The sequence below is a fragment of the Metamycoplasma spumans genome (assembly GCF_041026625.1).
Taxonomy (GTDB): Bacteria; Bacillota_I; Bacilli_A; order Mycoplasmatales; family Metamycoplasmataceae; genus Metamycoplasma; species Metamycoplasma spumans.
Genome location: NZ_CP163393.1, coordinates 275805 through 302364, shown reverse-complemented (window position 1 = coordinate 302364; position 26560 = coordinate 275805). Strand labels below are relative to the sequence as shown.

The 26560-nt window shown below is 26.3% G+C and carries 25 protein-coding genes and 1 other RNA gene; 6 read left to right on the top strand and 20 right to left on the bottom strand.

The features are described from left to right. Positions 1 to 73 precede the first annotated feature (73 nt). Positions 74 to 1591: a glucan 1,6-alpha-glucosidase gene (locus AB5V95_RS01260; RefSeq protein ID WP_369086067.1), complete on the bottom strand. Its 1518-nt coding sequence runs from the start codon at positions 1589 to 1591 to the stop codon at positions 74 to 76. 6 nt (positions 1592 to 1597) lie between these two features. Continuing rightward, a complete protein-coding gene (gene holA / locus AB5V95_RS01255; protein WP_369086066.1) occupies positions 1598 to 2560 on the bottom strand; it encodes a DNA polymerase III subunit delta in 963 nt (320 codons plus the stop codon). 96 nt (positions 2561 to 2656) lie between these two features. On the opposite strand from holA, the gene AB5V95_RS01250 reads away from it, so the two are divergent. From AB5V95_RS01250 to AB5V95_RS01240, 3 genes are all read left to right on the top strand, one after another. Continuing rightward, on the top strand, positions 2657 to 3397 hold the full coding sequence (locus tag AB5V95_RS01250) for a YebC/PmpR family DNA-binding transcriptional regulator (RefSeq protein ID WP_369086065.1): 741 nt from the start codon (positions 2657 to 2659) through the stop codon (positions 3395 to 3397). A 148-nt stretch (positions 3398 to 3545) separates the two neighbouring features. Further along, the gene (locus AB5V95_RS01245; protein WP_369086064.1) at positions 3546 to 4058 is read left to right on the top strand and encodes an MAG0490 family ComEA-like DNA-binding protein; all 513 of its coding nucleotides are present in this window, start codon (positions 3546 to 3548) and stop codon (positions 4056 to 4058) included. Further along, positions 3983 to 5332: an MAG0480 family ComEC-like protein gene (locus AB5V95_RS01240; protein ID WP_369086063.1), complete on the top strand. Its 1350-nt coding sequence runs from the start codon at positions 3983 to 3985 to the stop codon at positions 5330 to 5332. The genes AB5V95_RS01245 and AB5V95_RS01240 overlap by 76 nt, the downstream gene beginning before the upstream one ends. Here the strand turns inward: AB5V95_RS01240 and ligA are convergent. The 17 genes from ligA to ruvA form a co-directional block, all read right to left on the bottom strand. Continuing rightward, a complete protein-coding gene (gene ligA / locus AB5V95_RS01235) occupies positions 5322 to 7334 on the bottom strand; it encodes an NAD-dependent DNA ligase LigA (RefSeq protein ID WP_369086062.1) in 2013 nt (670 codons plus the stop codon). The two genes, AB5V95_RS01240 and ligA, sit on opposite strands and share 11 nt — an antisense overlap. A 3-nt stretch (positions 7335 to 7337) precedes the next feature. Continuing rightward, complete coding sequence (locus AB5V95_RS01230; RefSeq protein ID WP_027122712.1) at positions 7338 to 8285, bottom strand: energy-coupling factor transporter transmembrane component T; 948 nt, start codon at positions 8283 to 8285, stop codon at positions 7338 to 7340. Continuing rightward, positions 8286 to 9308, bottom strand: coding sequence for an ATP-binding cassette domain-containing protein (locus AB5V95_RS01225; protein ID WP_369086061.1), 1023 nt, complete (start codon positions 9306 to 9308; stop codon positions 8286 to 8288). Continuing rightward, positions 9299 to 10096 (bottom strand): energy-coupling factor transporter ATPase, encoded by a 798-nt coding sequence (locus AB5V95_RS01220; protein WP_369086060.1) that lies wholly within the window; start codon positions 10094 to 10096, stop codon positions 9299 to 9301. Before AB5V95_RS01220 ends, AB5V95_RS01225 begins: the two co-directional genes overlap by 10 nt. 83 nt (positions 10097 to 10179) lie before the next feature. Continuing rightward, the gene (gene hpt, locus AB5V95_RS01215; protein WP_369086059.1) at positions 10180 to 10725 is read right to left on the bottom strand and encodes a hypoxanthine phosphoribosyltransferase; all 546 of its coding nucleotides are present in this window, start codon (positions 10723 to 10725) and stop codon (positions 10180 to 10182) included. Further along, positions 10712 to 11374 carry a deoxynucleoside kinase gene (locus tag AB5V95_RS01210; protein ID WP_369086058.1) on the bottom strand — a complete coding sequence of 221 codons (663 nt, stop codon included), beginning with the start codon at positions 11372 to 11374 and terminating at the stop codon, positions 10712 to 10714. Before AB5V95_RS01210 ends, hpt begins: the two co-directional genes overlap by 14 nt. A gap of 150 nt (positions 11375 to 11524) precedes the next feature. After that, positions 11525 to 12448: a tetrahydrofolate dehydrogenase/cyclohydrolase catalytic domain-containing protein gene (locus AB5V95_RS01205; RefSeq protein ID WP_369086057.1), complete on the bottom strand. Its 924-nt coding sequence runs from the start codon at positions 12446 to 12448 to the stop codon at positions 11525 to 11527. Further along, on the bottom strand, positions 12405 to 12587 hold the full coding sequence (locus tag AB5V95_RS01200) for a DUF2188 domain-containing protein (protein ID WP_369086056.1): 183 nt from the start codon (positions 12585 to 12587) through the stop codon (positions 12405 to 12407). Before AB5V95_RS01200 ends, AB5V95_RS01205 begins: the two co-directional genes overlap by 44 nt. A 94-nt stretch (positions 12588 to 12681) precedes the next feature. Further along, positions 12682 to 13054, bottom strand: a transfer-messenger RNA (tmRNA) gene (ssrA, locus tag AB5V95_RS01195). A gap of 3 nt (positions 13055 to 13057) precedes the next feature. Next, a complete protein-coding gene (gene smpB / locus AB5V95_RS01190) occupies positions 13058 to 13489 on the bottom strand; it encodes an SsrA-binding protein SmpB (protein ID WP_369086055.1) in 432 nt (143 codons plus the stop codon). A gap of 29 nt (positions 13490 to 13518) precedes the next feature. Next, on the bottom strand, positions 13519 to 15663 hold the full coding sequence (rnr, locus tag AB5V95_RS01185; protein WP_369086054.1) for a ribonuclease R: 2145 nt from the start codon (positions 15661 to 15663) through the stop codon (positions 13519 to 13521). A gap of 2 nt (positions 15664 to 15665) precedes the next feature. Then, positions 15666 to 15923, bottom strand: a complete 258-nt coding sequence (gene secG / locus AB5V95_RS01180; protein ID WP_036475983.1) for a preprotein translocase subunit SecG — start codon at positions 15921 to 15923, stop codon at positions 15666 to 15668. A 29-nt stretch (positions 15924 to 15952) separates the two neighbouring features. Beyond that, positions 15953 to 17626, bottom strand: a complete 1674-nt coding sequence (gene aspS / locus AB5V95_RS01175) for an aspartate--tRNA ligase (protein ID WP_369086053.1) — start codon at positions 17624 to 17626, stop codon at positions 15953 to 15955. Continuing rightward, positions 17626 to 18888, bottom strand: coding sequence for a histidine--tRNA ligase (gene hisS / locus AB5V95_RS01170; RefSeq protein WP_369086052.1), 1263 nt, complete (start codon positions 18886 to 18888; stop codon positions 17626 to 17628). The genes aspS and hisS overlap by 1 nt, the downstream gene beginning before the upstream one ends. Positions 18889 to 18897: 9 nt before the next feature. After that, complete coding sequence (secDF, locus tag AB5V95_RS01165; RefSeq protein ID WP_369086051.1) at positions 18898 to 21558, bottom strand: protein translocase subunit SecDF; 2661 nt, start codon at positions 21556 to 21558, stop codon at positions 18898 to 18900. Between the two features lie 35 nt (positions 21559 to 21593). Further along, positions 21594 to 22544 (bottom strand): Holliday junction branch migration DNA helicase RuvB, encoded by a 951-nt coding sequence (gene ruvB / locus AB5V95_RS01160; protein WP_369086104.1) that lies wholly within the window; start codon positions 22542 to 22544, stop codon positions 21594 to 21596. Beyond that, entirely contained in the window at positions 22528 to 23139 is a 612-nt protein-coding gene (ruvA, locus tag AB5V95_RS01155) for a Holliday junction branch migration protein RuvA (RefSeq protein ID WP_027122699.1), read from the bottom strand. The genes ruvB and ruvA overlap by 17 nt, the downstream gene beginning before the upstream one ends. 124 nt (positions 23140 to 23263) lie before the next feature. Here ruvA and AB5V95_RS01150 point away from each other — a divergent pair, with 124 nt between their 5' ends. From AB5V95_RS01150 to AB5V95_RS01140, 3 genes are all read left to right on the top strand, one after another. Beyond that, positions 23264 to 23812 carry an inorganic diphosphatase gene (locus AB5V95_RS01150; RefSeq protein WP_027122698.1) on the top strand — a complete coding sequence of 183 codons (549 nt, stop codon included), beginning with the start codon at positions 23264 to 23266 and terminating at the stop codon, positions 23810 to 23812. A gap of 159 nt (positions 23813 to 23971) precedes the next feature. Continuing rightward, positions 23972 to 24310: a hypothetical protein gene (locus tag AB5V95_RS01145; RefSeq protein ID WP_027122697.1), complete on the top strand. Its 339-nt coding sequence runs from the start codon at positions 23972 to 23974 to the stop codon at positions 24308 to 24310. A gap of 237 nt (positions 24311 to 24547) precedes the next feature. Next, on the top strand, positions 24548 to 25705 hold the full coding sequence (locus tag AB5V95_RS01140; protein WP_369086050.1) for an MHO_1580 family protein: 1158 nt from the start codon (positions 24548 to 24550) through the stop codon (positions 25703 to 25705). 16 nt (positions 25706 to 25721) lie between these two features. On the opposite strand, the gene nadE is transcribed toward AB5V95_RS01140, so the two are convergent. Continuing rightward, positions 25722 to 26492: an NAD(+) synthase gene (gene nadE / locus AB5V95_RS01135; protein ID WP_027122695.1), complete on the bottom strand. Its 771-nt coding sequence runs from the start codon at positions 26490 to 26492 to the stop codon at positions 25722 to 25724. Positions 26493 to 26560 lie beyond the last annotated feature (68 nt).

Genomic DNA, 26560 nt, shown 5'->3' with positions numbered 1-26560 from the left:
TTCATAATTATTAAAAATTATATATTAAAGTTTTAAACTTTATATATAACAATTAAAATGTGATAATTATTTTTTATTCTTTAACTAATATTAAACTTTCAAAAGGGGATAATTCACTAGGTATTGATGAATAAAATTTATTATAGTAAGTTGACTCTAAAATTGAATATTCGCCTTTTAAATTAATATATTGATGTTGATTTGATAGGTTGATTAAAAATATGATTTTTTTATTATCAATTTTATGAATAATTTTTGCAATTCCATTGCTATTACTATAAAATGAAATTTTTGAAAGATTTAACATTTCTGAATAGTCGGAGTTAAATATTAATCTATTTAAATTATTTATAAATCTTAATGAACTTGAATTGGTTTTTAGTTCACTTTCAACATTGTATTTTTCATATTTTAACGGTAGATTAAATTTTCCCTTAATCACATCTGTGGCCCCGGCGTTTAATTTATCATTTCATGCCATGTATGTAATTGCTGTTATTTTATTTTGAAATGATTGTGCTAAAAAATAATCTTCTTGAGATATGTTTTTTGACTCATAAAATCTTTTTTCTTCATTGAAATTGTCATTAGAAAAATTGTAATCTTTTCTGATTTTTGCCCTTAAAGAGCCAAGTTCATCACCATAAAAAATTCCGATTGAATTTTTAGCCGAATATAAAAATAAAAAGAATGATTTTATGGCTTCTTGTGAATATTCTAATTCATCACCCCAACGTGAATTAATTCTTCCAATTTGGTCAGATGAAAATGATAAAATCACGCGTTTGTCATTTAAAAAAGGCTTGTATAAACTAAAAAAGTTTTTAAATAATAAAGGTTGCAATTTTGCTCTTTTTAATTCTGTGTTTAGATTAATTAAAGACAAATGTGTTAAATATAAATAATCAAAGCACGGATCTTCCAAGTTAAGCATTCTTTCATATAGATCCTTTGAAACATCACCTGATTTTAAAATAATCTCAATATTAACATTTTCACGTTTGACAATTTTATAAATATCTTGCAAGAATCTGAATGTATTTTTGTCTGATAAATTGTTGTTTTTTAATAAAAATTCATAGTTTGTTAAGATAACCGAATTGACTTTTGTTTGGTTATAAAAATTAATAACAAACGTGAAATATTGAACAAATTTAGTTAACTCGCCTAAGTTAATATTTATTTTATTATCGTTTAATAAATATGTATCTAATTCGGTTAATTTTTTCTTGTTTGGATTGTTATTTTTTAAATTGTATAAATCATACATATTATTTAGATTTATATAGGTTTGTTTAATATTCGCTAAATCGATTATTGGCGCAATATTGATATTTTCTTTTTTAAATTCATTGACACAATTTATAAACTCAGTAAATGAACCATTACGGTTTTTAACTTCTTCTAATTGAAATTTATTTTGATATTGCAATAAAATATCGGGAATAGCGATATATTGAACATTCAAATACTTGAAATAGTTTAATTTCTTTAATATTCCACTAAAATCCCCATATCCTGAAGCTTTCGTGTCTAAAAATGTGTCAGTGTTTAATTCGTATAATACTATTCTTTTTTTATTCATTTTCATATAAACCTACTTGATTATTTCTAATAAAATGGATTTTAAGGCATTACTATCTTCAATTAATCCCTTTTTTAAATCTTCATCATATTTAGCAATTACTTTGATTAAATTATTAAGCTTATTTTCTGATATTTTTCTAATAAAATCAATAAAAATTTTTACTCGATAAATGTGCATTGAAATTTCATCTGAAATTGCCTGAGCATTAAGACCTAGATTTAAAAGTATATTAATGTCTTTAGCCTGTGAAATAATTGAAGCAATTTGAGCAATAACTTGTGAATTGCTTTGGCCAAATGAGATTTGTTCATTAATTTTTTTTATAATATCGCTAGATGAATTAAATTTTAATAAGGCATCACTTAATGCAAATTCGATATTATTTGACATTGAAAAATTGTTGTCATCAATATTTTTTTCGGTTATTGAATTATTTAATAAAAGCAGTTTTTCAATTTCTCTTTCAATTAAAAAAAGATCATTAGGCATTGAGGAAACAAATTTAATTAAAGCTAAATCATCAATAGTTGCACCCCTTTCTTTAATTAATGAATTAACAAATTTATACATGTCTTTGTCATTTATTTTTTCAACTTCGATTACTTTAGATTCTGACTTCATTTTTTTAAAAATATCGGATGCAACAAAAGTTTTATCATATTTTTGTATTTCTTGGCTAATAATTATGTGATTGTAAATATCGCCTTCAACTATTAAATTTTGAAACTTAATAGCCTCTTCTTTTTTATATTTATTTTTAGAGTTGAAAAATATTGGGTTATTGATAATAATTAATTTTTGTTCACTAAAAATATCATTATCAAATAAAGTATCAGATAATTGTTCAAGATCTACATCGTCATAGAAAGTTATTATTTCGAGGTTAATTGAATTTTTATTTTCAATTTCTTTAATAATTTTTTCAATTTCTTTTTTAATAAAATAATTTTCGTTTCCAGTTATTAAAATCATACACTTTATTATATTAAATTTAGGCATAAAAAGACTGCTTTTTTTGATATAATAAACTTAATTTATTAAATAAATGATAATAAATAGGAGCATAATATGTCAGGACATTCAAAATGAGCAACCACAAAGCATCATAAAGCAGCACAAGATGCCAAAAGAAGTAAAATGTTTCAAAAATTTTCTAAAGAAATTATTGTAGCGGCAACTTTAGGTGGCCCAGATCCAGATTCTAACCCAGCATTAAAATTAGCCATTGCTAAAGCAAAAGCTAAATCAATGCCAAAAGCAAATATTGAAAAAGCAATTTCAAAAGTAGCTGGAGGTTCAAAAGAAGCGGCTAACTATCAATCATATTTATATTCAGGCACAGCGTATGGAGGGGTTAACTTTGTAGTAAGCTGTTTAACCGATAATTTCAATCGTTTGAGTTCAAATATTAAACACTATTTTAATAAACACAATGGACAACTTGGAAAACAAGGTTCAGTTCCATATGTATTTGATCAAAAAGGTTTGATTGAATTTCCAAACACTGTAGCTTCTGAAGAAGAAGTTATGATGAGTGTATTAGATGCTGGTGCTGAAGATTTTAAAAATGAAGATGGTTTATTCATCATTACAACCGAGCCTTCGCAATTCCAAAAAGTTAAACAAGAATTAGATGAAACATTTAAAATTGAAAACTATACAACAGCTGAAGTAACATATATTCCAAACTCAGAAGTTGAAGTTGATAAAGAAAAATTCCAACAAATCGACGAATTTGTTGATTTATTAGAAGACGATGAAGATATTCAAGAAGTGTGACATAACGCTACATTTTTTGAACAAGAATAATTCAAAATATCGAAGCCAAGCAACGTCTTGGCTTTTTTATTTATTTTTAGCAAAAATAAAGCAAAAAATTTCGTCATTTTTTCGTCATTTTTTGTCAAATTTTTCTCGTTAATAATTAAAAATTTGTTTATTTTGAAAAAATAAAAATATGGATAAGAAAAAGAAAAAAGGAATATTATTTATGACATTTTCATTTTTAGCTTCTTCGATTATTATATTAACTTCAATCGGTATAAATAATTATTTTAAAAGTAATAAAACGGTTGTAAAGGAGTTAGAAAATGAATACATTACTGTTAATGTTTATGGTGCGGTTATGTATCCAGGTGATTATGAACTTAAAAAAGATTCGGTATTATTTGACTTAATTAAATTATCTAAATTAAAATCAGGTGCTGATTTATCGGGTTTGAATTTACATGATTTATTGAAAAATAAGCAAAAAATATATATACCGTTTTTTAAAAATAAACGTATTAGTATCAAAGATATTAAAAGTGCAAACGATTTAATTTCATTAGGAATTAAAAAAAATATTGCAATAAGAATCTTCGATTTTTTAAAGAAAGGGAAAAATAAAATAACATGGGATGATTTAGAAAATATATATGGGGTTGGCGAAGCAACAATAAAGATACTAAAAGAGAACATAATTTTATAGAATATGAACTATTTTACGCTTTTATTGCAGTGATACTAACAATTGTTATGATTTTTACAACAAGCTTGGTTTTACCATTAATTTGTTTGTCGGTTATTTTATTTATTAATTTATTAAAATTTAGATTTTACTTGTTTTATTTATTTTTATTTTCAACAATTGCGTTAATTATGTATATTGTATATAGGTCAAATATTGTTCTTTCGAATCAACACATTGATGGCAATTTTAAGATTTTAAAAATATTTACCAATTCTTTTATTATTGATTTTAAAAAATATAAAGTGATTGTTTATGAAAAGATTGATAAATATAATTTATTTTATAGTTATTCAATTAATCTATCTGGTGATATATCGTTAATAAAAAAAGTTAGTTCATTTAATTTGTCTGAAAATGTTTTTCTTGAATTAACTAATATAAAAATTAATCAAATAGATTATTATGTTAATCAAAATTATTCTTTATTTTTAAATAAAAATAAGCTTATTCAAGATTATTTAATGCTTATTTTACTTAATAAATACTATAGAAATTCAAGTTTAATTACTAAATTAAAAGAAATGAACATTATTCACTATTTCACGATTAGTGGATTTCATTTTGGGATGATATATTTATTATTTTATTGAATTTTAAATAAGCTGAAGGTGGTTAATAAAATTACTGAATTTTCAATACTTATTATGCTTTTTGCTTATTTATTATTGCTTAGATTTACGATTGGTGCAACAAGAGCTTTTTTATTTTTAATGTTAATTTATATTAATAAATATTTCTTTAATAAATTCTTTAACAAGATTACTTTACTAACTATTTGTGCAATCTTAATTATGCTTTTTAATCCTTTTATTATTTTATCTTATTCTTTTATTTTGTCTTTTGGCATTACCTATGTTATATTAATAATTAATAAGTTAATATCAGGCATAAGAAGAAATTGAATTAGGTCTATTTTGGTTATGTTTTTTGCATACTTATCTTCGTTTTTTATAACATCTTCTTTTAGCGATAAATTTAACTTATTGACTTTTGTTTATCAATTATTTTTCTTTCCAGTAGCTTGCGTGTCATATATATTTTCAATGATATTCTTTTGAACAAATTATCTTAGTTATTACTATTTTTATTTAGTTGATATTATTATCGATTATTTAGACAAAGGAAAAATAATTATAAATGTACCTGACATAAGTTTTTTAAGCTATGTGCTTAATCTAAATTTATTATTTATGCTGAAAATAAAAAGTCGAGCAAGCCCGACTATTTATTAATTTCTAACATACGTAATAATTCATTTTCATCAATAATATTAATATTTAGTTTGTTCGCTTTTTCTAATTTAGAACCAGAATCATGACCAGCTAATAAATAAGAAGTTTTCGAAGAAACTGATGAAGATATTTGTCCGCCATTTGCAATAATTAAATTCTCAAAGTATGATCTAGGTTTTGATAATGTTCCTGTAATTACAAATGTTGAATTATTCAATTTGTTGTTTTGTTTTGTTTCTTGATATTCTAAATTTAAGCCTAGCTCTATTAAGTTGTTGATTAGCTTAATATTTTTTTCTTCTTTAACTCAAGATAAAAGTGATGATATTATTTTTTCACCGATTTCGTTATACTCAATTAATGAATTGAAATCAAAACTCAAAAAATTAGATAATATTTTTACTTTTGAAGCAATAAATGTCGCAACTTTAGCCCCGATTAATTTAATACCTAATGCAAATATTAACTTATCAAGAGTTTTTTGCTTTGAAATTTCTATAGAGTCTAGTATTTTCAAGACGGACTTACTGCCCATTCTCTCTAATTTCAATAATTCATCTTTTTTATCTTTTAATTTATAAATATCGACGATATCTTTTATTAGATTGTTATTTAGCAATAAGTCAATGTTTTTTTCTCCAATAGTCATTATGTCCATCCCATCTTTTGAAACAAAATGAACTATTTTTCTTCTTTTGACTTCTGGACAATTTTCATTTACGCAATATTGTTCTAAACTAGTTTCAGAATCAATTAATAACGAATTGCAAAACGGACATTGCGTAATTTTATTAAATCTTTTATCAAAGTCCTTATTTTTAACTGATGCTAAACCAATTACGCAAGGTATAATTTCTCCAGCTTTTTTTATATATACTAAATCACCAATATTTAAATTTAGATCTTCAATGTATTGAAAGTTATTTAGAGTTGCAAAGGATATCATTGACCCGGATAACTCTACTGGTTCTAATGAAGCATTGTAAGTTACTAAACCCGTTCTACCAACAGTAATAAAAATATTTTTTAAGGTTGTTATAGCGGTGTCTGGTTCATATTTAAAAGCAATAGCTGAATGTGGAAATTTTGATGTATATCCCAGTTCATCATAATACTTAACTTCGTTAAGTTTTATTACAATTCCATCAGTTTCATAATTTAAATGTTGCTTTGTATCTTTGAATTGTTTAATATATTGCTCAATTTCTGAAATATTATTTATTTTTTTAGATTCTTTTGTAACTTGAAAACCTAATTTTTTTAAAAATAGAAATGAGTTTTCTATAGTATCCAAATTATGATATTCACAATCAACGACATAATATATAAAGGCAGATAAATTTCTTTCTTTTACTATTTGAGAGTTTAATTGTCTTAAAGTTCCTGCGGCTGCATTTCTTGGATTAGCAAGTTTTGGCTTATTCTGTTCTTCTAGTTGTTGATTTAACTTATTAAAGTCATCAATTGATAAATAAACTTCGCCTCTTACTTCTATATTTTTCTTATAGTCAATTTCCTTTGGTATTGATGCTATTTGTTTAATATTATTTGTTACATCTTCGCCTATTTGGCCATCGCCACGCGTAATGGCTTGAACAAGCTTACCGTTTAAATATTTTATAGATATAGAAAGCCCATCAATTTTAGGTTCAATAAAAAATGAGTATTTAGTAGTAATTTTTTCTATATTTTTAATAAATTTTTCAATCTCTTCAATCGTATATGCTTTATTCAGTGACAACATTGGTTTATCGTGTTTTACTTTATTAAAAATATCCAGAGATTTTCCATTTATATTTTGTGTAGGCGATTTTTTTAATTCTTCATAACTAAAATAATGAGAGTATTCATTTTCTAATTTTTTTAGTTTGTTAAATTCTATATCATAAACAGAATCTGGCACAGAAGGGTTATCTAAAACGTAGTACTCTTCATCTCATTTATTAATTTTTTTCTGTAGTTCAAAAACCTCTTGCCTAATTTTTTCTTTTGATTTTTCCATATTTTAAACCCTTTGAAATGTAGCTATTCATCATGTTGGAAGAGGTACCAAATCAATTTGACACACTATTACCATTGTGGTTGCAAGTATGATAAAAATTGTCGCTAATAAGTCTCTTCAGTTAGGTGATAGCTGGCGATAATGAGATCTCTTTGCGTAAGGTTCATAGCCACGAGAGGTCATTGCATCTGCTAAATCATTTGCCTTGGTAAAAGATGAAACGAATAGTGGAACAATTAAAACAATAAACGATTTGGTCTTATCTTTAATATTACCATTTTTGTAATCAACACCACGACTTGATTGAGCTTTCATAATTCTACTTGATTCTTCTAAAAGTGTAGGTATGAATCTTAAGGCGATAGAAATAATCATGGTAATTATTTCTGTTGGTATTCTAAATAGTTTTAAAGGTCATAAAAGATCGTTAATTGCCCTTGTCAAAAGCACAGGCTTTGTTGACACAGTTAATATAGTAGTTGTTAGAATTACTCCATAAATTCTCATAAAAATTGAAATTGTACGGTAAATTGTAAATTTGGTCAATTGAAAAGTTTGTTCATATCCAAATGGGGCTCAGTATATTGTGTTAACAATAGTTTGACCTCTATAATAAACATATGAGTCAACATTTGTTTGTGATGAAATTGGAATAAAAGCGCCAGATTCGGTTGGTATAGCCCCCTTGACAGTCAACATATTAACAATTAATAGAAAAAATGCGATGTATAAAGGCAATCTTAATTTTTTAAATACTGATTTTATTGATTTGGTAGCTATCGCATAAATTACCATTATTGAAAAAACCAATATACCAAGTGTTATAAAATGATCGGCTATAAAAAATAAAATTATTAATAAAATATTGGCCATAAATTTTAATCTAGGATCTAATTTATGAACAAACGTATCTAGATTTAAATATTTACCGATTATAGTTTTATTATTCATCTATTTGCCTTTCTTGTTTTTTAAATATTGATTCAATTTGACCGCCAATTCTTCAATGCTGATAACTTTTCCAACATCAATACCAAGTTTTGCTAATCTATTAACAAATGATAGTAGACGAGTTGGGATTAAATCATTATCTTTTAATAATGTTTCGTTACTTAAAATATCGTATGTATTTCCGTCACACATTACTGTGCCATCTTTAATGAAAAGAGTTCGATTAGTTCATTTTAAAGCATTATCCAAATCATGTGTAACAATGACTATTGTTTTACCACTTTTGTATAAATTGTAAAATAATTGAAGCATTTCTTCAACACCTTGAGGATCTAATCCGGCTGTGGGTTCATCTAAAACCAAAAATTTTGGTTCCATTGCAAGAATTCCCGCCAACGCAACCCGTCTTTTCTGACCACCGGATAAATCAAAAGGACTTCTCTTAAGATAATCTAATGGCAATCCAACCATTTCGATATATTTTGCAGCCAATTCCTTTGCTTGTTCTTTTTTTACACCCATTGACATTGGACCGAAGATTATATCTTTTTCAATAGTTGATTCAAATAATTGATACTCTGCAAATTGGAACACTACTCCAACTTGTTTTCTTAAAGATTTAATATTTTTAATTTTTTTGATGGTTTTAGATATTTCAATATCTGTTGTAACCAATTCAATTCTCTCTTTTCTATTAATATCTTTTCAATTTTTTAAATTGTTTAGATATTGTTTGTATGCGTTATTATATTCGTCTTCATTACTAAAGTTTTTATATGACGGTTTTTTAGGTTTAGAAATTTTTTTATAAATTGGCACTCCACTAAAATTTATTTTTCCAGTATTAGGAATTAGCAAAGCGTTAAAGTGTTCTATTAATGTTGTTTTTCCAGAACCTGTTGGTCCAATTATTGATATTGCTTCGCCTTCATTTATTTCGACATTTACATCGTGTAAAACTTTTATATAGGTTGGTAGTCCTTTGTTATATTCTTTAGAAACGTCTGTTAATTTTATTTGCATAATTCTTTAATTAACTCCTCTGCATCATATGTGGGATTAATACCATCAATCAGTTCACTTAATTTGTAAATGAATGGAGAATCTATTTTTGCTATTTCGATAATTTTCTTATCATTAAGTATTTCGATAGGTTTACCTTGAGCTATAACTTGACCGCCAGAAAAAACAATTAACTTATCTGCCAATAAAGCTTCATCCATATCATGGGTTATTGATATTAGTGTTTTATTAGTTGTTTTGTGTAAGTTGTGAATTATTTTATAAATATCATTTCTTCCCTTAGGGTCTAACATAGAAGTTATTTCATCGAAAATGATGATTTTTGGATCTAATGCTAAAGTTGAAGCGATAGCTACTCTTTGTTTTTGGCCGCCAGAAAGATTTTGTGGTTCACGATCTAGTTTATCTCCCATTCCAACTTCAGTTGCATATTTAATGATAATTTCTTTCATTTCTTCGTAGGTCATTTGTTTATTTTCTAAACCGAAAGCGATATCATCTTCAACTGTTGAACCAATAAATTGATTATCTGGATTTTGGAAAACTATTCCTATTTTTCTTCTAATTGCTGGCAGATTTTCTGAATTAATTTCTATACCATCAATAATTATTTTTCCATTTGTTGGTTTATAAATGGCTGATAAAAGTTTTGAAAATGTGCTTTTTCCCGAACCGTTATGACCTAAAATGGCAACATATTGCCCTTCTTCTATTTTTAAATCTATTTCATTTAGCGCGTTCTTTTTTGCACCAGGATATTTATAAGATAATTTTTTAATTTCAATCATGTAAATAATTATATATTTTTATGTAATAAAAAATATAATTAGCTAAATTGGGTAAATAAAAATAAGCAAAATGCTTATTAAAATTATTTTTTAGGTAGTTTAAGAGTTGCGATATATGGTAATTGTCGCATTTTTTCTTGTCAGTCAAAACCAAACCCTACAACAAATTCGTTTTTTTGAATTTCGAATCCGAATTTATCGGGCTCAAATTCAACAACACGGCCACTTGGTTTATTTAATAATGTTAAAACTTTTAAACTTTTTGGATTGCGTGATTTAAGTATTGAGTGCACTTTTGTCATTGTTCTAGCTGTATCTACTATATCCTCGACAATCAATACATCTTTATTTTCAATATTGTTAGCTAGGTCTAAAACTATTTTAACATTTCCGGAAGATTTTTCAGTACCTTCATAAGAACTAGTAATCATAAAGTCCATAATAAAATCCACTTCAACTGTTTTGATTAGTTGGGCTAAAAAAGGTAGAGACCCTTTTAGTAAACCGATAATTATTAATTCTTTTGAATCTTTATATTGCTCATTAACCCATTCGCTCAGTTCTTTAATTCTTTTTTCTAAAGTATTTTGATCGAATAAAATTTTATCTATAAGGTTATTTATTTTCATATTTTTTAGAATAATTTTCAATAATTTGAATTGCTTCGGCTAAAACTTGTTTTTCGTTTAAATTATTCGTATCTAAAATAACATAATTTAAGTTGAATTTTTGAGCTATTTCTTTGAAAATTTTTAGATAATTTTCGTGAAGATTTTTGAAATAATCATAGTTGGCTTCTCAGTTATCAACTTCACTTTCACGCCCTCTTTCGAATATTCTTTTCTTGAATGTTTCAAAATTTATATCTAAAAATATTGATAAGTCAGGTAATTCATCTTTACTTATTAATTTTTCAAATAAAGCATCGTATGCTTCTAAGTATCTTTTGTCTTTTTCTTGCAAAATCAACTTCGCAAAAATATAGTGTTCAATTGAGAATCTATCTAAGAAAATGTGATCATTTTTAGCATTTAATCCCATTTCTTTATATTTTTTACTCATTTCGATAAATTTACTTGAGTGATTTTCAACTATATATGATTGAAATCCAATAGTTAGATTTGGTTTCTTTTCATATAACCATTTTAAAAATGTATTAAAAACCTCATCGTCTTCGTCAAATTCGTGTAACATCATTGATGTTTCGTAATGTTTATGTAATTTTTCTGATAGCGAACTTTTACCAGCGGCTATCATTCCACTAATCCCAATAATCATAATACCTCCGTTTTTATTGCTATTATTTTACATAAAAAAATAAAGGTAATAGCTAAAAAAATAAATAAAAAATATTAAATCATTAAATCAAAATAGTTCAAAAAAACCGAACATATGAATTCGGTTATTTTTAATTTTGGAGGGATTATATTAGAAAATATTGATTATTTTTTTAGTTTTTAATCTAAATTCCTCATTAACAATTGCTTTCGATTTAATAAGGTTTAAAATTAATGATATTATTGTCATAGGCCCAACTCCTCCGGGAACGGGAGTTATATATGATGCCTTATCTTTAAATTCATCAAAATTTAAATCGCCATATATTTTTCCGTTAATTCTATGAATACCAACATCAACTATTACAGATCCATCCTTAACTTCTTTTGCTAAAATGCAATCTCTGACGCCAGTTGCAACGATAATAATATTATTTTCTGATAAATTGCTTTTTGAGCTATATTTATCATATCGGTTGACTTTTGCGCCGTTTTGTTCTAAATAATTAGCCAAAGGTGCCCCTACAATTTGACTTTGCCCAACGACGCCGATAATGCTATTTTCTAAATCTATATTGTATTTTTTTAATAATAAAATTATTCCTAATGGAGTGGCTGGTAAAAATGTTTGAAACTGTGAATAATCACCATTTAAATTTAAATGGGATAATCCGTCAATATCTTTATGCTTTGGAATTAAATTTAATAATTCTTTAGGGTCTTTTATTTTATTGGTTTGCATTGGTAATTGAATTATAAAAGCATCAGTAGTTTTGTCCAATTCTAATATAGCTTCTTTAATTTCATTAAAATCAGAGTTTTCTGCTAATTTTATTAGTTTTGTATGAAAGCCCAGTTCAGAAGCACTGCTTAATTTATGTTTAATATAAATATTAGATTCTTCTAAATTGCCAACTTGTAAAATACCTAAAACCGGTAGCTCCTCTACCGATACTAATTTTATTTCATCTTGAATTAACTTTTTTAATTCTTGAGCATACTCTTTTCCATTTAATAATTTATACATGTTATTAACTTGTAAATTTTCTAAATGTACCTTTTGTACTTTGTACATTAACAGATGTTGTGTCTTTTAAAGATCTAGCATATTCAACAGCTTCTTTTTGAGTTTTGAATACTCTTAAAGCCTTTTTACCTTTTGGATTTTTAACTGCTCAACCATCTTCATGATTTACTACTAAACGAACTGTCATTTTTTCCTCCTGAATTATTTTATAAATTAATAATAACATAAGAAAATAAGAATATTTGCATATTACAAATTATTTGATTAAGAGATAAAAAAAATGGTGGAGATGCGGGGAATCGAACCCCGGTCCGTGCACCATTCCTTGTGAATTTCTACAGTTTAGATAATTTAATATTACGCTGCTATTTATATAAAATTAACAAATTTCTAAAAGCATCGTTAGCTAAATAGTCATAGTTTATTTGCTAAAAATAAACTACCAAGCTCTCCAACGAATTTTAGCAAACCGAGCCATTTGCAATTCGACTAGTTTTTATTAAGCAAAAACTAGGTTTGAGTTTAAAACTGAATTCATGTAGAATGCAGTTTCATTTTGTTTTTTGTTTGCGCTTAAAAAGCCTAGAAGTATTATGGTTTACAAGACCACTGCCATCCACAAGTTCAAATGCCCGTCGAAGCCATTACACCCCCACGTTAAAAGAACTTTTTAACATTTTTCTTTTGTTCTTCTTGTTTGATTTTTTCTCGTTTATCGTATTTTTTAAGCTTTTTAGCTAAGGCAATTTCAACTTTAATATGATTATTTATTCAATAGATAGAAACCGGAATAATAACCATACCTAATCTTTCTTGCTTGTTTTTTAACCTTAATATTTCGATAGAATGCATTAGCAATTTACGAGATCTATAGGGCTCACATTTTACTAACATATATTGAGCGATATTTAAGTTATTTAGTCATAATTCATTGCGATTACTAATTGAGCAAAAAGCATTTTCCATTTTAACATTTTTTGCCCTTAAACTTTTTACCTCTCATCCCAATAATGAAATACCACACTCATAAGTGCTATCTATTTCATAATCGGATTTAGCAAATTTATTAGTTGCAATTAACTTTGACATGTAATTATTTTACATAAAAAAATGCAATGTTAAACCAACATTGCATTAATATTTCCTTTTTCATGGTCAATAGATGTGATTTTAATTTTATAAACTTTTCCAATTTTTAAACTAGTATTAGTTCCTTTTGCCTCAAAATTGTTTATTTTTAAGACATTATCATTCATGTCTTCAAATCTTATTAAAACACTCGCTTGATATTTTTCAATACTAAAAAAGACTCCGAATTTTTCAACAGTTACCAATGTTGCTTCAAATATTTGGTTAATCATTTTTTCAAAAAATTCTGATTTTCTAACATCAACAACGTCTCTTTCAACGGTCATTGCAGTTTTTTCTGACTCTGAATTTTTTATTGCTATTTCTTCGATCTTATTCTTTTGTTCTTCTTTAGTTTTATCATCAAGTTTTGCATTTTCGAAAATATATTTACGTATTAGTCTGTGTAATAATAAATCAGGATATCTTCTTATTGGACTTGTAAAGTGTGAATAAGCTTTTGAAGCTAAACCAAAATGGCCTATATTATCAGATGAATAAATTGCTTTTTGCATTGTTCTTAATAAAGCCATTTTAATAAACTCATCAAATGACTTATTTTTAATTTCTCTTACCATGTCTCCAAAAGTTTTAGGTTCTCCATCAAATGGCACATGAATACTTTTCATATTTGCAAAATTAAGTAGTTCTTGTAAATTTAATAGCTTTTCAGATGAAGGTTTATCATGAACTCTATATATTGAAGGGATACCTTTATCCTCCATTATTTTAGCAACAGTTTCGTTGGCCCTAACCATGTAATCCTCGATTAGTTTTTCACTTTCGCCTTCTTCTCTAATTACAATATCAATAACGTTTGTCCCTTCCATGACTATTTTAGGCTCTTTAATTTCAAAATCAACATAACCTTCTTCTAATTTTTTAGATCTTAGAATTTTTCCTAGTTCCCTAGCTTCATTTAACATTTTTGAAACATCTTCGGGTAGTTTTGTTTCATTTTTATAAAATTCATTTACTTCTTTATATGTTAGTCTGTAATCGGATTTTATAACACTGGCGTATACTTTTTCGTCAACATTCTCACCCTGTTCATTTATTTCTAATTCAAGTGTCAAACATGCTCTAATAACATTTGGGTTCAATGAACAAATTCCATTAGAAAGTTCAAAAGGTAACATTGGTATAACACGATCTGGTAAGTATATACTTGTTCCTCTTTCAAGCGCTTCTAAGTCTATAGGGTCGCCTTCTTTTACATAGTGTGAAACATCGGCGATATGAATGTATAATTTTCAGTTTCCATTAGATAGTTTAAAACATGAGATTGCATCATCAAAGTCTTTTGTGTCTAAACCATCGATAGTTACTGTCATTAAGTCAATTAAATTAACTCTTTCGTTAATTTCTTCTTCACTTACATATTGAGGTATATTTTTAGTGTGTTGTAATACTGAGTTTCCAAATTCTTGATTAACATCGTTTGATGCAATTATTTTTTTAACCACATGCTCTTTATCGTCTAATGAACCAACTTTTGCCTTGTATACAATTATTACGTTTTTTAAATTAGGCTTTAAAACCTCGCATGATACTAAGTCATTTTCTTTTATATCTTTTGGAATTGTTGATAAAACTAAAAATTCGAATGAAGCCTTATCCCTATCGTCAAAAGCATTGAAGTAAACTTTATTCTCATGTCTTTTTATTGTTCCTACTACAACTTTTTTATAATGAGAAATATTTTCTATTAATCTTGCCGAATATAACTTTTCGTTATTTTCATTGTAATAATAATATATATCAACTTTGATAGTATCTCCGTTTAATACACCACGTAAATTAATGGGCGCAATAAAGGCACTTGCTTTTACTTCATTTTCTTCAAAATCAATAAAACCTAATCTTTTATTTGTTATTGATATTTGGCTTTCGATTTGTTTTAAAAAATAAATAGCGATGTATTTATCATCGCGATTTACTTCTATTGATTTTTTTGATATTAAATCATTTAGTAATTTAGTTAAGTTTTTATTAAAAGCTGGTGATATTCTTAACGTTTTGGCAATTTCTATGAAGCTAAGACCTTTGTTATTTTGTATAAGGTCAAGGACTTTATTTTCCGATATTGAAAATTCAGTTCCTTTTATTGATCTATTCTTATTTTGTGAATACATTATTATCCTTTTTGAATTACAACTCTTAAAACAATCGAAAGTATAAATAATAATGATCCTAAACTAATCATTGATCATTTTAAAACTTTCTTTATTCCTCTTTCTTTCGATACTTTAAATAAATCAAGGTCATTGCTTCCGACTAAGGCTCCGCTAAAGCTATTTGAGTCTGGCGCCATCATAAACGAAATACCAATTATCCCAAATGAGATAATCATTAAAATCGTTATTAATATTATTGATCCTGTAGAACTAGTCATAAATACCAACTTTCTATTAAATTACTAAATTATTTTTTTAATTCTAAACCGTACTCATCAAGTTGCTCTTTTGTAACTTCTGATGGTGCACTTGATAATAAGTCGATTCCTTTTGCATTTTTAGGAAATGCCATAACATCTCTAATTGATTGTGACTTTGTTAAAATCATTAATACTCTTTCAATACCAAAGGCCACACCATTGTGCGGAGGTAAACCGTAATCAAACGATTTTAAAAAGAATCCAAATCTTTCTTCTTGTTCTTTTTCTGAAATTTTTAAAATATCAAACATTTTCTTTTGTGTTTTTGGATCATGAATTCTAATTGAACCCGAACCCAATTCAAAACCATTTAATACTAAATCATATGATTTAGCTCTAACTTTATTCAATTCTCCTGATTCTAAATATTTAACTGTCGATTCTTCAAACTGAGTGAATGCATGGTGAGCTGGAGCGTATGTTTTTGTTTCTTTATCATATTCAAACATAGGTCAGTTAACAATTCATAAGAAATTTAATTGATCTGGATCTGCTAATTGATATAGTTCGTTTAAAAGGGTTCTAATAGCTCCTAGTGATTTTAAAGCATCATCAACATCATCGTTTGCTGAAATGATGGCATGTGGCGTGTTAATGTCATTTTCTTTAGCATATTCTCTTAAAACATCGAATTTTTCTTCTTTGTTTTCTTCTAAATTTACTAATAATAAATCTTGCCCATTATTCTTTTTAAATGTTTCGTTAATTATTGCGATATTTTCATTAACATCACGGTCGAAAACTATTGCTTTTACGAATTCTCTATTTAAATGAGATTTTAATTCTTTTGTATAATCGTTAATTAAGAATCCAAATCTTGTATCTGGTTTATCATTTCCATAATGTTCCATTGAATAGAAGAAGTCCATACGTTTAAAAGGTGTTTCGATATTTCATCCTAATGGTTTAAGAACTTCTTTTCACATATTTTCGCAAAGTACAAATAACTCTTCTTGACCGCCGAACGACATTTCGATATCTAATTGGGTAAATTCTGGTTGTCTATCTTTTCTTAAGTCCTCATCTCTAAAAACTCTAGCAACTTGGAAGTATTTTTCAACTCCCGATGCCATTAATAATTGCTTAAATAGTTGTGGAGATTGTGGAAGGGCGAAGAATTTACCTTTTCTTCTTGTTGGGACTAAATAATCTCTAGCGCCTTCTGGGGTTGATTTAGCAAGGATAGGAGTTTCAACTTCAATAAATCCTTGTTTATCAAAATATTGACGCACATTTAGAAGCAATTTGTGTCTCAATCTTAAATTCTCAAGCATTTTTTCTTGTCTTAAATCTAAAAAACGATATTCCAATCTTATATCTTCATTGGCATTTGCTGTGTTTTTGTTATTTATTTCAAAAGGTATTTGCTTTGATGAGTTTAGGATTTCATATTCATTTACTAAAACTTCAATCTCTCCTGATTTAAGTTCTTTATTTGATTCTAAGCGTTTTTGAACTAATCCCTTAACTTTAATGCATGATTCTTTTGTTAAAAGCGGATCGCTGACATTTGTTAAAATAAGTTGAACAACGCCTGATGAATCCCTTAAATCTATGAATAGTTGTTTTTTGAATTTTCTTTTGTTGGCTATTCATCCATATAAAATTACTTCTTGATTTTCATTTTCAATATTTAAATTACCGGCATACGTTGTTTTCATTATTTGTCCATCTCTTTCATTTCGTTAATAAAATCGGTTATATTACTAAAACTAATAATTTTTTCTTCCTTTTCGGTTTTTATTTTGAATTCATTTTGATTTGCGTTTAGCTCTTTAAAAATCAAATATTTTGGTTTATATTTAAACTGATTTTTAAATAACTGTTTTATTGTTAATTTTTCGTTAACTAGGTTAACTTTCATATAGTTTCTTAAATCATATGCTAGTTTAAAAACTTGGTCTTTTTCATCTTCGTTTAGGTATGCAATTAGCACATCGATTTGTTCGTATAATTCAGAATATTTTTCCTTATTGAATTTTATAATTTCTATCAATCTATCTGCTCCGAATGCGAAACCAATTGAATCTAAATTAGGACCTCCAAAAGATTCAATCATACCATCATATCTACCACCAGCTAGGATTGCAGACTTGGCACCCATTGCTTCTGAGGTTGAAACAAATTCAAAAACTATATCGGTATAATAATCCAACCCTCTAACTAAGTAAGGATTGATTTTATAATTTATTTCAAATTTTTCTAATAAATCTAGAAGATTATTAAATTCAATTTTTTCTTCTTGTGATAAGTAATCAATTAGCTTTGGAGCATTTTTTACAAAATCTTTTTCTTGTTCCTCTTTATCATCTAAAATCCTTAACACATTTTTTTCAAGTCTTAATTTGGAAATTTCAGATAAATCATCTAAGTGTTTGCTAAAGTATTCTTTTAAAACATTAATATATTTATTTCTAGTTTCAAAAGAACCAAGGTTATTTATTTCTAGTCTAAAATCGTTAATTTTAACTTTCTTAAGGAAGTCGTAAGCTAATTTTATTATTTCAAAATTAGTATTAGAACTTCTTTTTGCTATTAATTCAACACCACCCTGTATAAATTGTCTATATCTACCTTTTTGAGGTCTTTCGTATCTAAACATAGGGCCAAAATAGTAGAATTTGCCATTTTCTAAGTTATTAATTTTATTTTCAACAAAAGCACGAATTGTAGAAGCAGTACCTTCTGGCCTTAGAGCAATATCGCGTTTGCCGTTGTCTTTAAAAGCGTACATTTCTTTTGTAACAATATCACTTGTTTCTCCGGCAGACCTAACAAATAGTTGTATATCTTCAATTATTGGTGTATCTATAAATGAAAAATTGTAATTATTAGCTATTTCAAAAAAAGCGTTTTTAACATAATTTAAAATTAGAGCTTCTTCTCCGTATATATCTTTTGTCCCTTTTAAACGATTAAACATTGTGCCTCCTTAGAATGAATAGTCATTAATTCCAATAAATGTTTGTTCTTCGATTTTTTCAGTATTTCAAAAACCATTGTTCATTCTTTTTATTTTTTTGTGGAAATGAAGTTTTGTTAATCTCATTCATAAATTTGGAATTAAGAATAAGTTTAATAAAACTGTAGAAATAACTCCGAATGAAAATACTAATAAGCCAGTTTTGTTTAGTGCTTGCATTAATGTTAGTGATAAAACAATAATTGCTATTATTGAAACTAAATTCATTATTTGACGAGCAAATATTTCCTTAACATGCAATTTAAATATTTCTTCGATTTTTTCATCACTATAAATGTAATTTTTTGTATTAAGATCACCTTTGAAATCACCCTTAATTCTATTAGCATTAATTAAAGAATCTCAAATATTAAACATAGTGAATAGTATTAAACCACCGTATATTCCTTGGTTGAATTCTGTATAAGTAACCATCATAAATGCAAATATCATAATTATTCCCAAAATTTGTTTTATTAAAACGACAAACATAGAAATGAATGAGAATCTTATTGCAACATAAATTAATACAAATGATAGAGACCCAAAGATTATTGCTGATAATAATCCAATATTTTTACCCAGATTTACTAAGTTTAATTTTTCAGAAATTAAATTAATTGATGTTGATGCTCCTTGAGTTACAGACGAAGCATAATCTTTTAAATTATTTGTTATAAAGTGAGATAAATCAGATAATGAAGTAATTAATATTCCAAAAGTATCGTTATTTAAGTTATTGTTAACAACTTGAACTTTTGAGTGACTTAATTCTGAAATAATATAACTTGCAATCATATTAACTTGTTCTGAATTTCAACCATTAAAGGATATCGATGTTTCTGGCAAAATGTAATAATGATAACTATTAGATAGTTGAGTGCTTAAATTTATTCCAAATAGTATATTTTTGTTTAAGCCTGCCAGTATAGCAAAAACTAAAATAGCTGCAAATATAAATAAACCAAAACCGATTAAGTAATATCTAGACTTAGAAATTAGATTCAACTTATTGCTTATTTTATTTAGTAGTGGGCTGTTTCATAATAAGGCTTTTTCTTTTTTGTCAAAAGCTTCTGTTTTTACTAAACTTCTTAATAATCAAGTGTTTAGCAACATGATGATTATTGCAGATGCAAATATTGCAATGAACATAATTGTGCTTAATGTATTTCCATATGATAAGTTAATGAAAATGCCAAATATCGATATTACAATTAAACCGACAGAAACATCTAAACCAGATATGATTCCATTTTTAGATGCTTTGTTAATAGCTTTGTTAGGATTTGAACCTTCAATTGATTCTTTTTTAAATATATCTAACTTGTTATGCATTAAGTCAAATGCAAAAAAGCAAATAAACATAATTATTAATGCAACGATAGGGTTTATTGAAATGTTAAATGCAGTGACTATTGATATGAATGCAAATATAAATAAACCTAAAGAAATAACAGAAACTAAACCAAATAATCTATATTTGATAATTAAGAAAACAGCAAATAACGCAAATAGTGATGCAAGAACAATTAGATACTTGTTGTTTGCAGAAACATTTTGAGTAACGAAGTAACTGTAGTCTTTTTCTAACTTAAATGGTGCATACGAGAAGTTTATAGAAGCTTCAATTTCTTTATCTGTTGGACCGTGTTCGTTATTGTTTAATAGATAGAATGAAGATTCTGTTTTTAAAGGTGATAAAAGCAATTCTGGTAATGCAGAATATATTAAAAATTTTCTAGCGTTAATTTCATTTAATTTTAAAACTGGTTCTTTTCTCGAAATTGTTTTGCCTTGTTGATCTTTTTCTTCTTCAATATTAGCCGAATTGTTAATATATGCGAAGTTGACCGGATTTTGCCCCGATTTTTGTCACTGTTCAGGGAATTTTTCTTTTGCTATTTTGATAAATTCGTGCAAGTTTAATCAAAAGTAAACTTTTCTTTCGGGGTTAATAAAACCATCATTATTGTTTTGAAAACCATTTATAAATTGATATTCTTGTCTTAATTTTACAAAACTATCTCAACCTTCATCTGTTAATTTGACCTGCAAACGATGACTTGCCCCTTGTTTGTTACGAGTTGTAGCCGGGTTATTTTCTAATGAAATATAAAAATTTTCTGGACCATCGGTTATAAAGTCGGATAAATTTTTATTTAAAGCCGATGATGGGTTATATCTAGAAATGTATTGCCCTTTATAAAAAAGAGGATTACCATGACTGTCAGTAACGGTTAAGTAAGGCTTATTAACTAGTGATGTAATTAACGAGTCGCTGCCTTCTTGTGTTTTATCTTGAAAATTATTTATTGATATTAAATTTTCAGATGATAAATTAAAATCATAAGAAGATGAAAAAATTCCTTCCTTATTCAAAATAAAATTTTCAGTTAAATTTAATGCTTTTTCAGAAGAAATATCTTGATTAGTTTTACCATTTGCATTTGGGGTTTTAACAATTCTAAGTCCGATGTTATTTTGAATTACATTGGAATTATTTTGATTTTTAAGTTTGGGTCCTAAAAATAAAACACCACCTAAAATTGTTGTTAATAACATCGCAATTATGATAAAAATATTGATTATTCATCTAAATTTATTTGTAAAAAACTTTGCCTTTTTCATAGTTATCTATTATATACTATAATAAAGTTTAATTTCTAAATTAATTTATTCGTTATAAGATATTGAATTCCTTCTTTTGTGATCCTCCTTCCTCTCGGTGATTTTTCAATTAATTTATACACTAATAAAAGGGGTTCTATTTCGTTTAATATTGTAAATCTATCGTCTTTAGTAATGGCTGAAATAGCATCCAACGAAGCAAACTTTTTATCAAATACAATATTCAGTGTTTTTAAATATTCAATTTGCGAAAAATATAAACCAAATTTGTAAATATCCAAATATTCAAATGCTTTAGAGACTAATGTTTTGTCAATTAATTTCAATTGAGAGTATATTGCAAAATCATTGACTCTTTTAAGTAAATTATTTGCTATTCTTGGAGTTTGACGCGAATGTAATGATATTTCTCTTATTGCTTCTTCTGTAATATTAATTGAGTTTCTTGATGCTGAATTTTCAATAATTTTAAAAATTTCTTCATCAGTATAATTTATCAATTTTCCTATATAACCAAATCGGTCTTTTAATGGTTTTGAGATCATGTTAAATTTAGTTGTTGCCCCTATTAATGAAAACTTTTTTAACTTCATTCTCATGATTTTTTTATCACCATCGACGCCCAATGCAATGTCAATAACATTATCCTCCATTGCAGAATATAGAAGTTCTTCAATATTCTTATTAATACCATGTATTTCATCAATGAAGATAATAGTATTTTCTTCTATAGAAGAAAAGATAGTGAGTATATCACTTTTCTTTTCTATAGTAGGACCTTGAACATATAAGATATTTTTATTCATTTCAGAAGCAATAATTTTCGCTAGAGATGTTTTCCCCAAACCTGGAGGACCATAAAATAATAAGTGGTCAATAGGTCTGTTTTGAAATTTTGCCGAAGAAATCATAACTTTTAGAGTTGAAGTTATCTTATGTTGACCAATAAAGTCTTCAAATTTTTCAACTCTAAATTCTTGTTTCATCATAATTTTGCCCGATTATTTTTATAGCATTCTCAATACATTGTTCAATATTCTCATTTAATTCAATATTATTCATTGCATATTTTATTTGCTGGCTTTTAAAACCTAACATTTTCATAGCTTCTTCAAATTGATTTTGAATTTTTGTTAAAGTATTTTGATTTTTTATTTTGGTTAAATCATCATTATCCATTTTCTCTAAGAATTTGCTATATTTATCTTTGTATGCAAAAATAATGTTATTTGCAATTTTTTGAGAAACAAAAGGAATATTTGTTAATGCTTCCTTATCTCCGTTTGCAATTGAAGATAAAATTCTTTCTCATCCCGAATTTAAAATAGAAATTGCAGTTTTTGGTCCTATACCCTGTAAGTTGATTAAATCTTCAAATATTACCAGCTCTTTAAAAGTATCAAACCCATAAGTAGTTTTTGCATATTCGTTATAAATGTCTGATACGAAGATTTTCTTAACTTCATCCTTTTTGAATCTAGAAATATTAGGAACATAAATTAGTTCTCCTCTTCCACTGTGGTCTAAAATTAAATAATTGCTCGCCACATGAACAATTTTTCCATATAAATATATTTTCATTTTTTTCTCCTTGCTTATAGTTTAAAGCTGTTTTTTGAAAAAATATTCAGCAAGCGAAAAAGTGAAGAAAAAATTAATAAAAAGTTGATAATTCTTTTTTGTTCAAAATGTTACAATTATATTTATGAAAAATATAGTAGTAAATATAGAAATTAGCAAAGATTCTAATATTAAATACGAATACGATCGTAAAACAGGAAAAATTAAAGTTGACAGAATTTTAAGAGGCGGATTTAAATATCCAGCTAATTATGGATATATTTCAGAAGCCTTAGACTGAGACGGAGATGAACTTGATGTTTTAGTTTATTCTCAAGAAACATTTATGCCAGGAACATCATTGGAAGCTAGAGTAATTGGTGCAATGAAGATGATTGACTCGGGCGAAACAGACACTAAATTAATCGCAGTTCACGCTGATGATTATCGTTTGGATCATATTAAATCTTTGGAAGATATTGATAAAATGTGATTGGTATCAGTGAGAAACTTTTTTTCAACATATAAAGAATTTAAAGGGAAAGATGTTACAAAAGTAACTGGTTTTGAAGGCATTGAATGAGCCGAAAAAGAATATGAAGAATGTGTTGAATTAATGGAAAAATACGGTTCAATGGACAAGGATGATTTTATTGAAAAAATGAAAAAAGAGCATCCTGAGAAATATCTATAAAATAATCCTATTTGCAGAAAAAAAGCCAAAACCTGGCTTTTTTCTGTTTTTTTGTAATTTTTTTTATATATTGAGTAGTCAATATATAACCCCTTTTTGCAAAAAAATAGATTAAAAAAATATTGCTTTTTTGTTATACACTTATTGTAAAGGAGGCCAATGAATAAGATATTAAAAAATTTTGAAGTTCTAAAGAAATTCTTAGAATATTTAGATTTAAAAAAACAAGTTAAACAAGAATATAAACTAGAAAACTTGAAATTTATAAAAAATAAAGATAAATTGAATGTTTTAAGAAATTTTTACCTAGATATTAGTACAAAATTAACTGATTTGTTTGAAAAATCGCTAGATGAAGATTATTTATTAATATATAGAGCAATCTTTAAAAATGGTTGTGATTTTAATATTAATTTTAAAGATTTTTACTGTTCAAAGTCAACTTTTTATAGAAAAGTTAAACAATTAATCAGCGCTCTTATGTGATTAATTTGCTAATAAGAAAATAAATTATTTATATAATAAATAAGTAATTTTGCAAGTTCCAATTTCGTGAATATTTTTCAATTTTGTAATGTACTTATTATGTCTAGCAATAGACAAGAAAGGAATTATGTGAACAAATTAATTGAAAAAGAAAAGGAATATGAATGTATTTATGACTTTCTTTTATATTTAAAAAGCAAAATTCTATTTTGAATGAAATATAGAAAAATATATGGAAAGTAATTAAACATGATTGTTAATAATGCTCACGAAAATACTGCAATAATAAATAAACTAGAAAACAGCTATATTGAATCAATAAGCCCAACTCTTAAAAAAATAAAATACAAAAAATATGACTCGGGCTTTTGGGTACCAAATGCTATTGAAGAGGATGTCTCGAACGAACTTTTAGATAATAAACCAATCGAAATAAAAATAGTAAGAGATTTAACGACTAATAATTTAAATATAAAAATTAAAATACACGAATCTTTGTATAGTTATCAAAAATATAAAACAATAAAAATAAACGGAAAAGACTTGGACTTATCAATATCTTCTAAAGATGAAGAATACATAACTTTTTATGTCAATAACTATCAAAATGGTTCTGCTATCGACTATAAATCTTTAGACAACTTAGAAATTATTTCGTTTTCAAAACATAGAAATTACATAAAATACTACGTAGGTTTTATATTAGATTTTAATAAAAGTGCAAATTATATAGATGCAGATAGAGAAAATAATGGTCTAAATTATAAATGAAATTCATTTGTATACAAGTCACTTAGTTTTAAAATTACAGGAATGTCATTTAAAGAAAATGTTGCACAATCGCCGGCTAGTTTTTTATATGAGGCTCATGAAACAAAGATTAATTTTAATCGGCCAGAAGTTAATAAACCATGATATCATATAGCAACTTCTGAAACTAAAATTTCTACTAATAATCCAACGGGTGAAATTGAAAAATACAGTGATTTATTATCAAAACCTTTATTAAAAATATTGAATTTTGAGAATGATTTTAGGTATAAAAGTTTAAATTTAACAAGTGAACTTAATAAAATTAATGATAATCATATTTTATATAACTACTATATAACAGACAAATATAAATATAATAAAGTTGATCATCAATTTATTAAAGATTCGACTGATGAAAATATTAAAGCTGGTTTTAGGGTACCAACGCATTTTAAAGGCTTGATAAAAGCATCTATTGATGTTGAGCAGAAAGATACTCATAAAATTAATACAATATCTATAAGGGAAGATATTGTTAAGCCGTTTTTTGATAAAAATGACGGTTTAATTAAAATGCGTATAGATTATTCAAAAATAACTAACGATATATCGTTTTCTGATAAGCAGTGGAATACATTTCAAATAAAAAAATAGTAGAGCTTTTGCTCTGCTATTTTAATTTAGGTCCTCTTGGAATTGCTTTTCGTTTGTGTTCAGTTATTTTATGAATATGCTTAATTTTTTCGGCTATTTCAGTTTTAATTGAAGTTTTATCAATTAATCAAGATTCAAAATCAGCGTATGAAAATCCCAATTCATCTTCATCATATTGATCTTCTAAAAGGTTTGCACTAGGTCTTTTTTCAATAATTTCTTGAGGAACATTTAATAAATTTGCCATCGCATAAACATCTGATTTTTTAATGTTTGCAAATGGTAACAAATCGCATCCTCCGTCGCCATATTTTGTAAAATATCCCAAATAAAATTCATTTAAATTATCAGTACCCAAAACTAGCGTATTTAGTTCTTGACTTAGGGCATAAATTGATGTCATAAATAATCTTGATTTGCTATTAGCTAAAGACATTTTCTTCTCTAATTTCAATGTTTTTTGAATGCTATTGAAAATGTCGCTTAAATCAATAAATTCTATTTTTTTATCAAGTCTTTTTTCTAATAATTTTATATGTTTTTCAGTATATTCGTCATCCCTTGTTTTAAAATAAAAAAGATGTGCGTTTTCTTTGAATTCGTCTGATGCTAAAATGGCTAAAGTTGAAGAATCAATTCCTCCTGAAATACCCAAAGAAATTCCACTTGCCTTAGCTGATGATACTTTTTGTCTTAATCATTGTTTAATTTTTTTGATAAGTGATTCATAAACTTTTGTTTCTTTTTTTGTTAAGATTTGTTTTTTAAAATTTTCGCTATTAATCATAGTATCAATTTTAAACCTTTTATTTATATTGTTATTTATTATTAGAAATTTCTTTTTTTATTTAATTA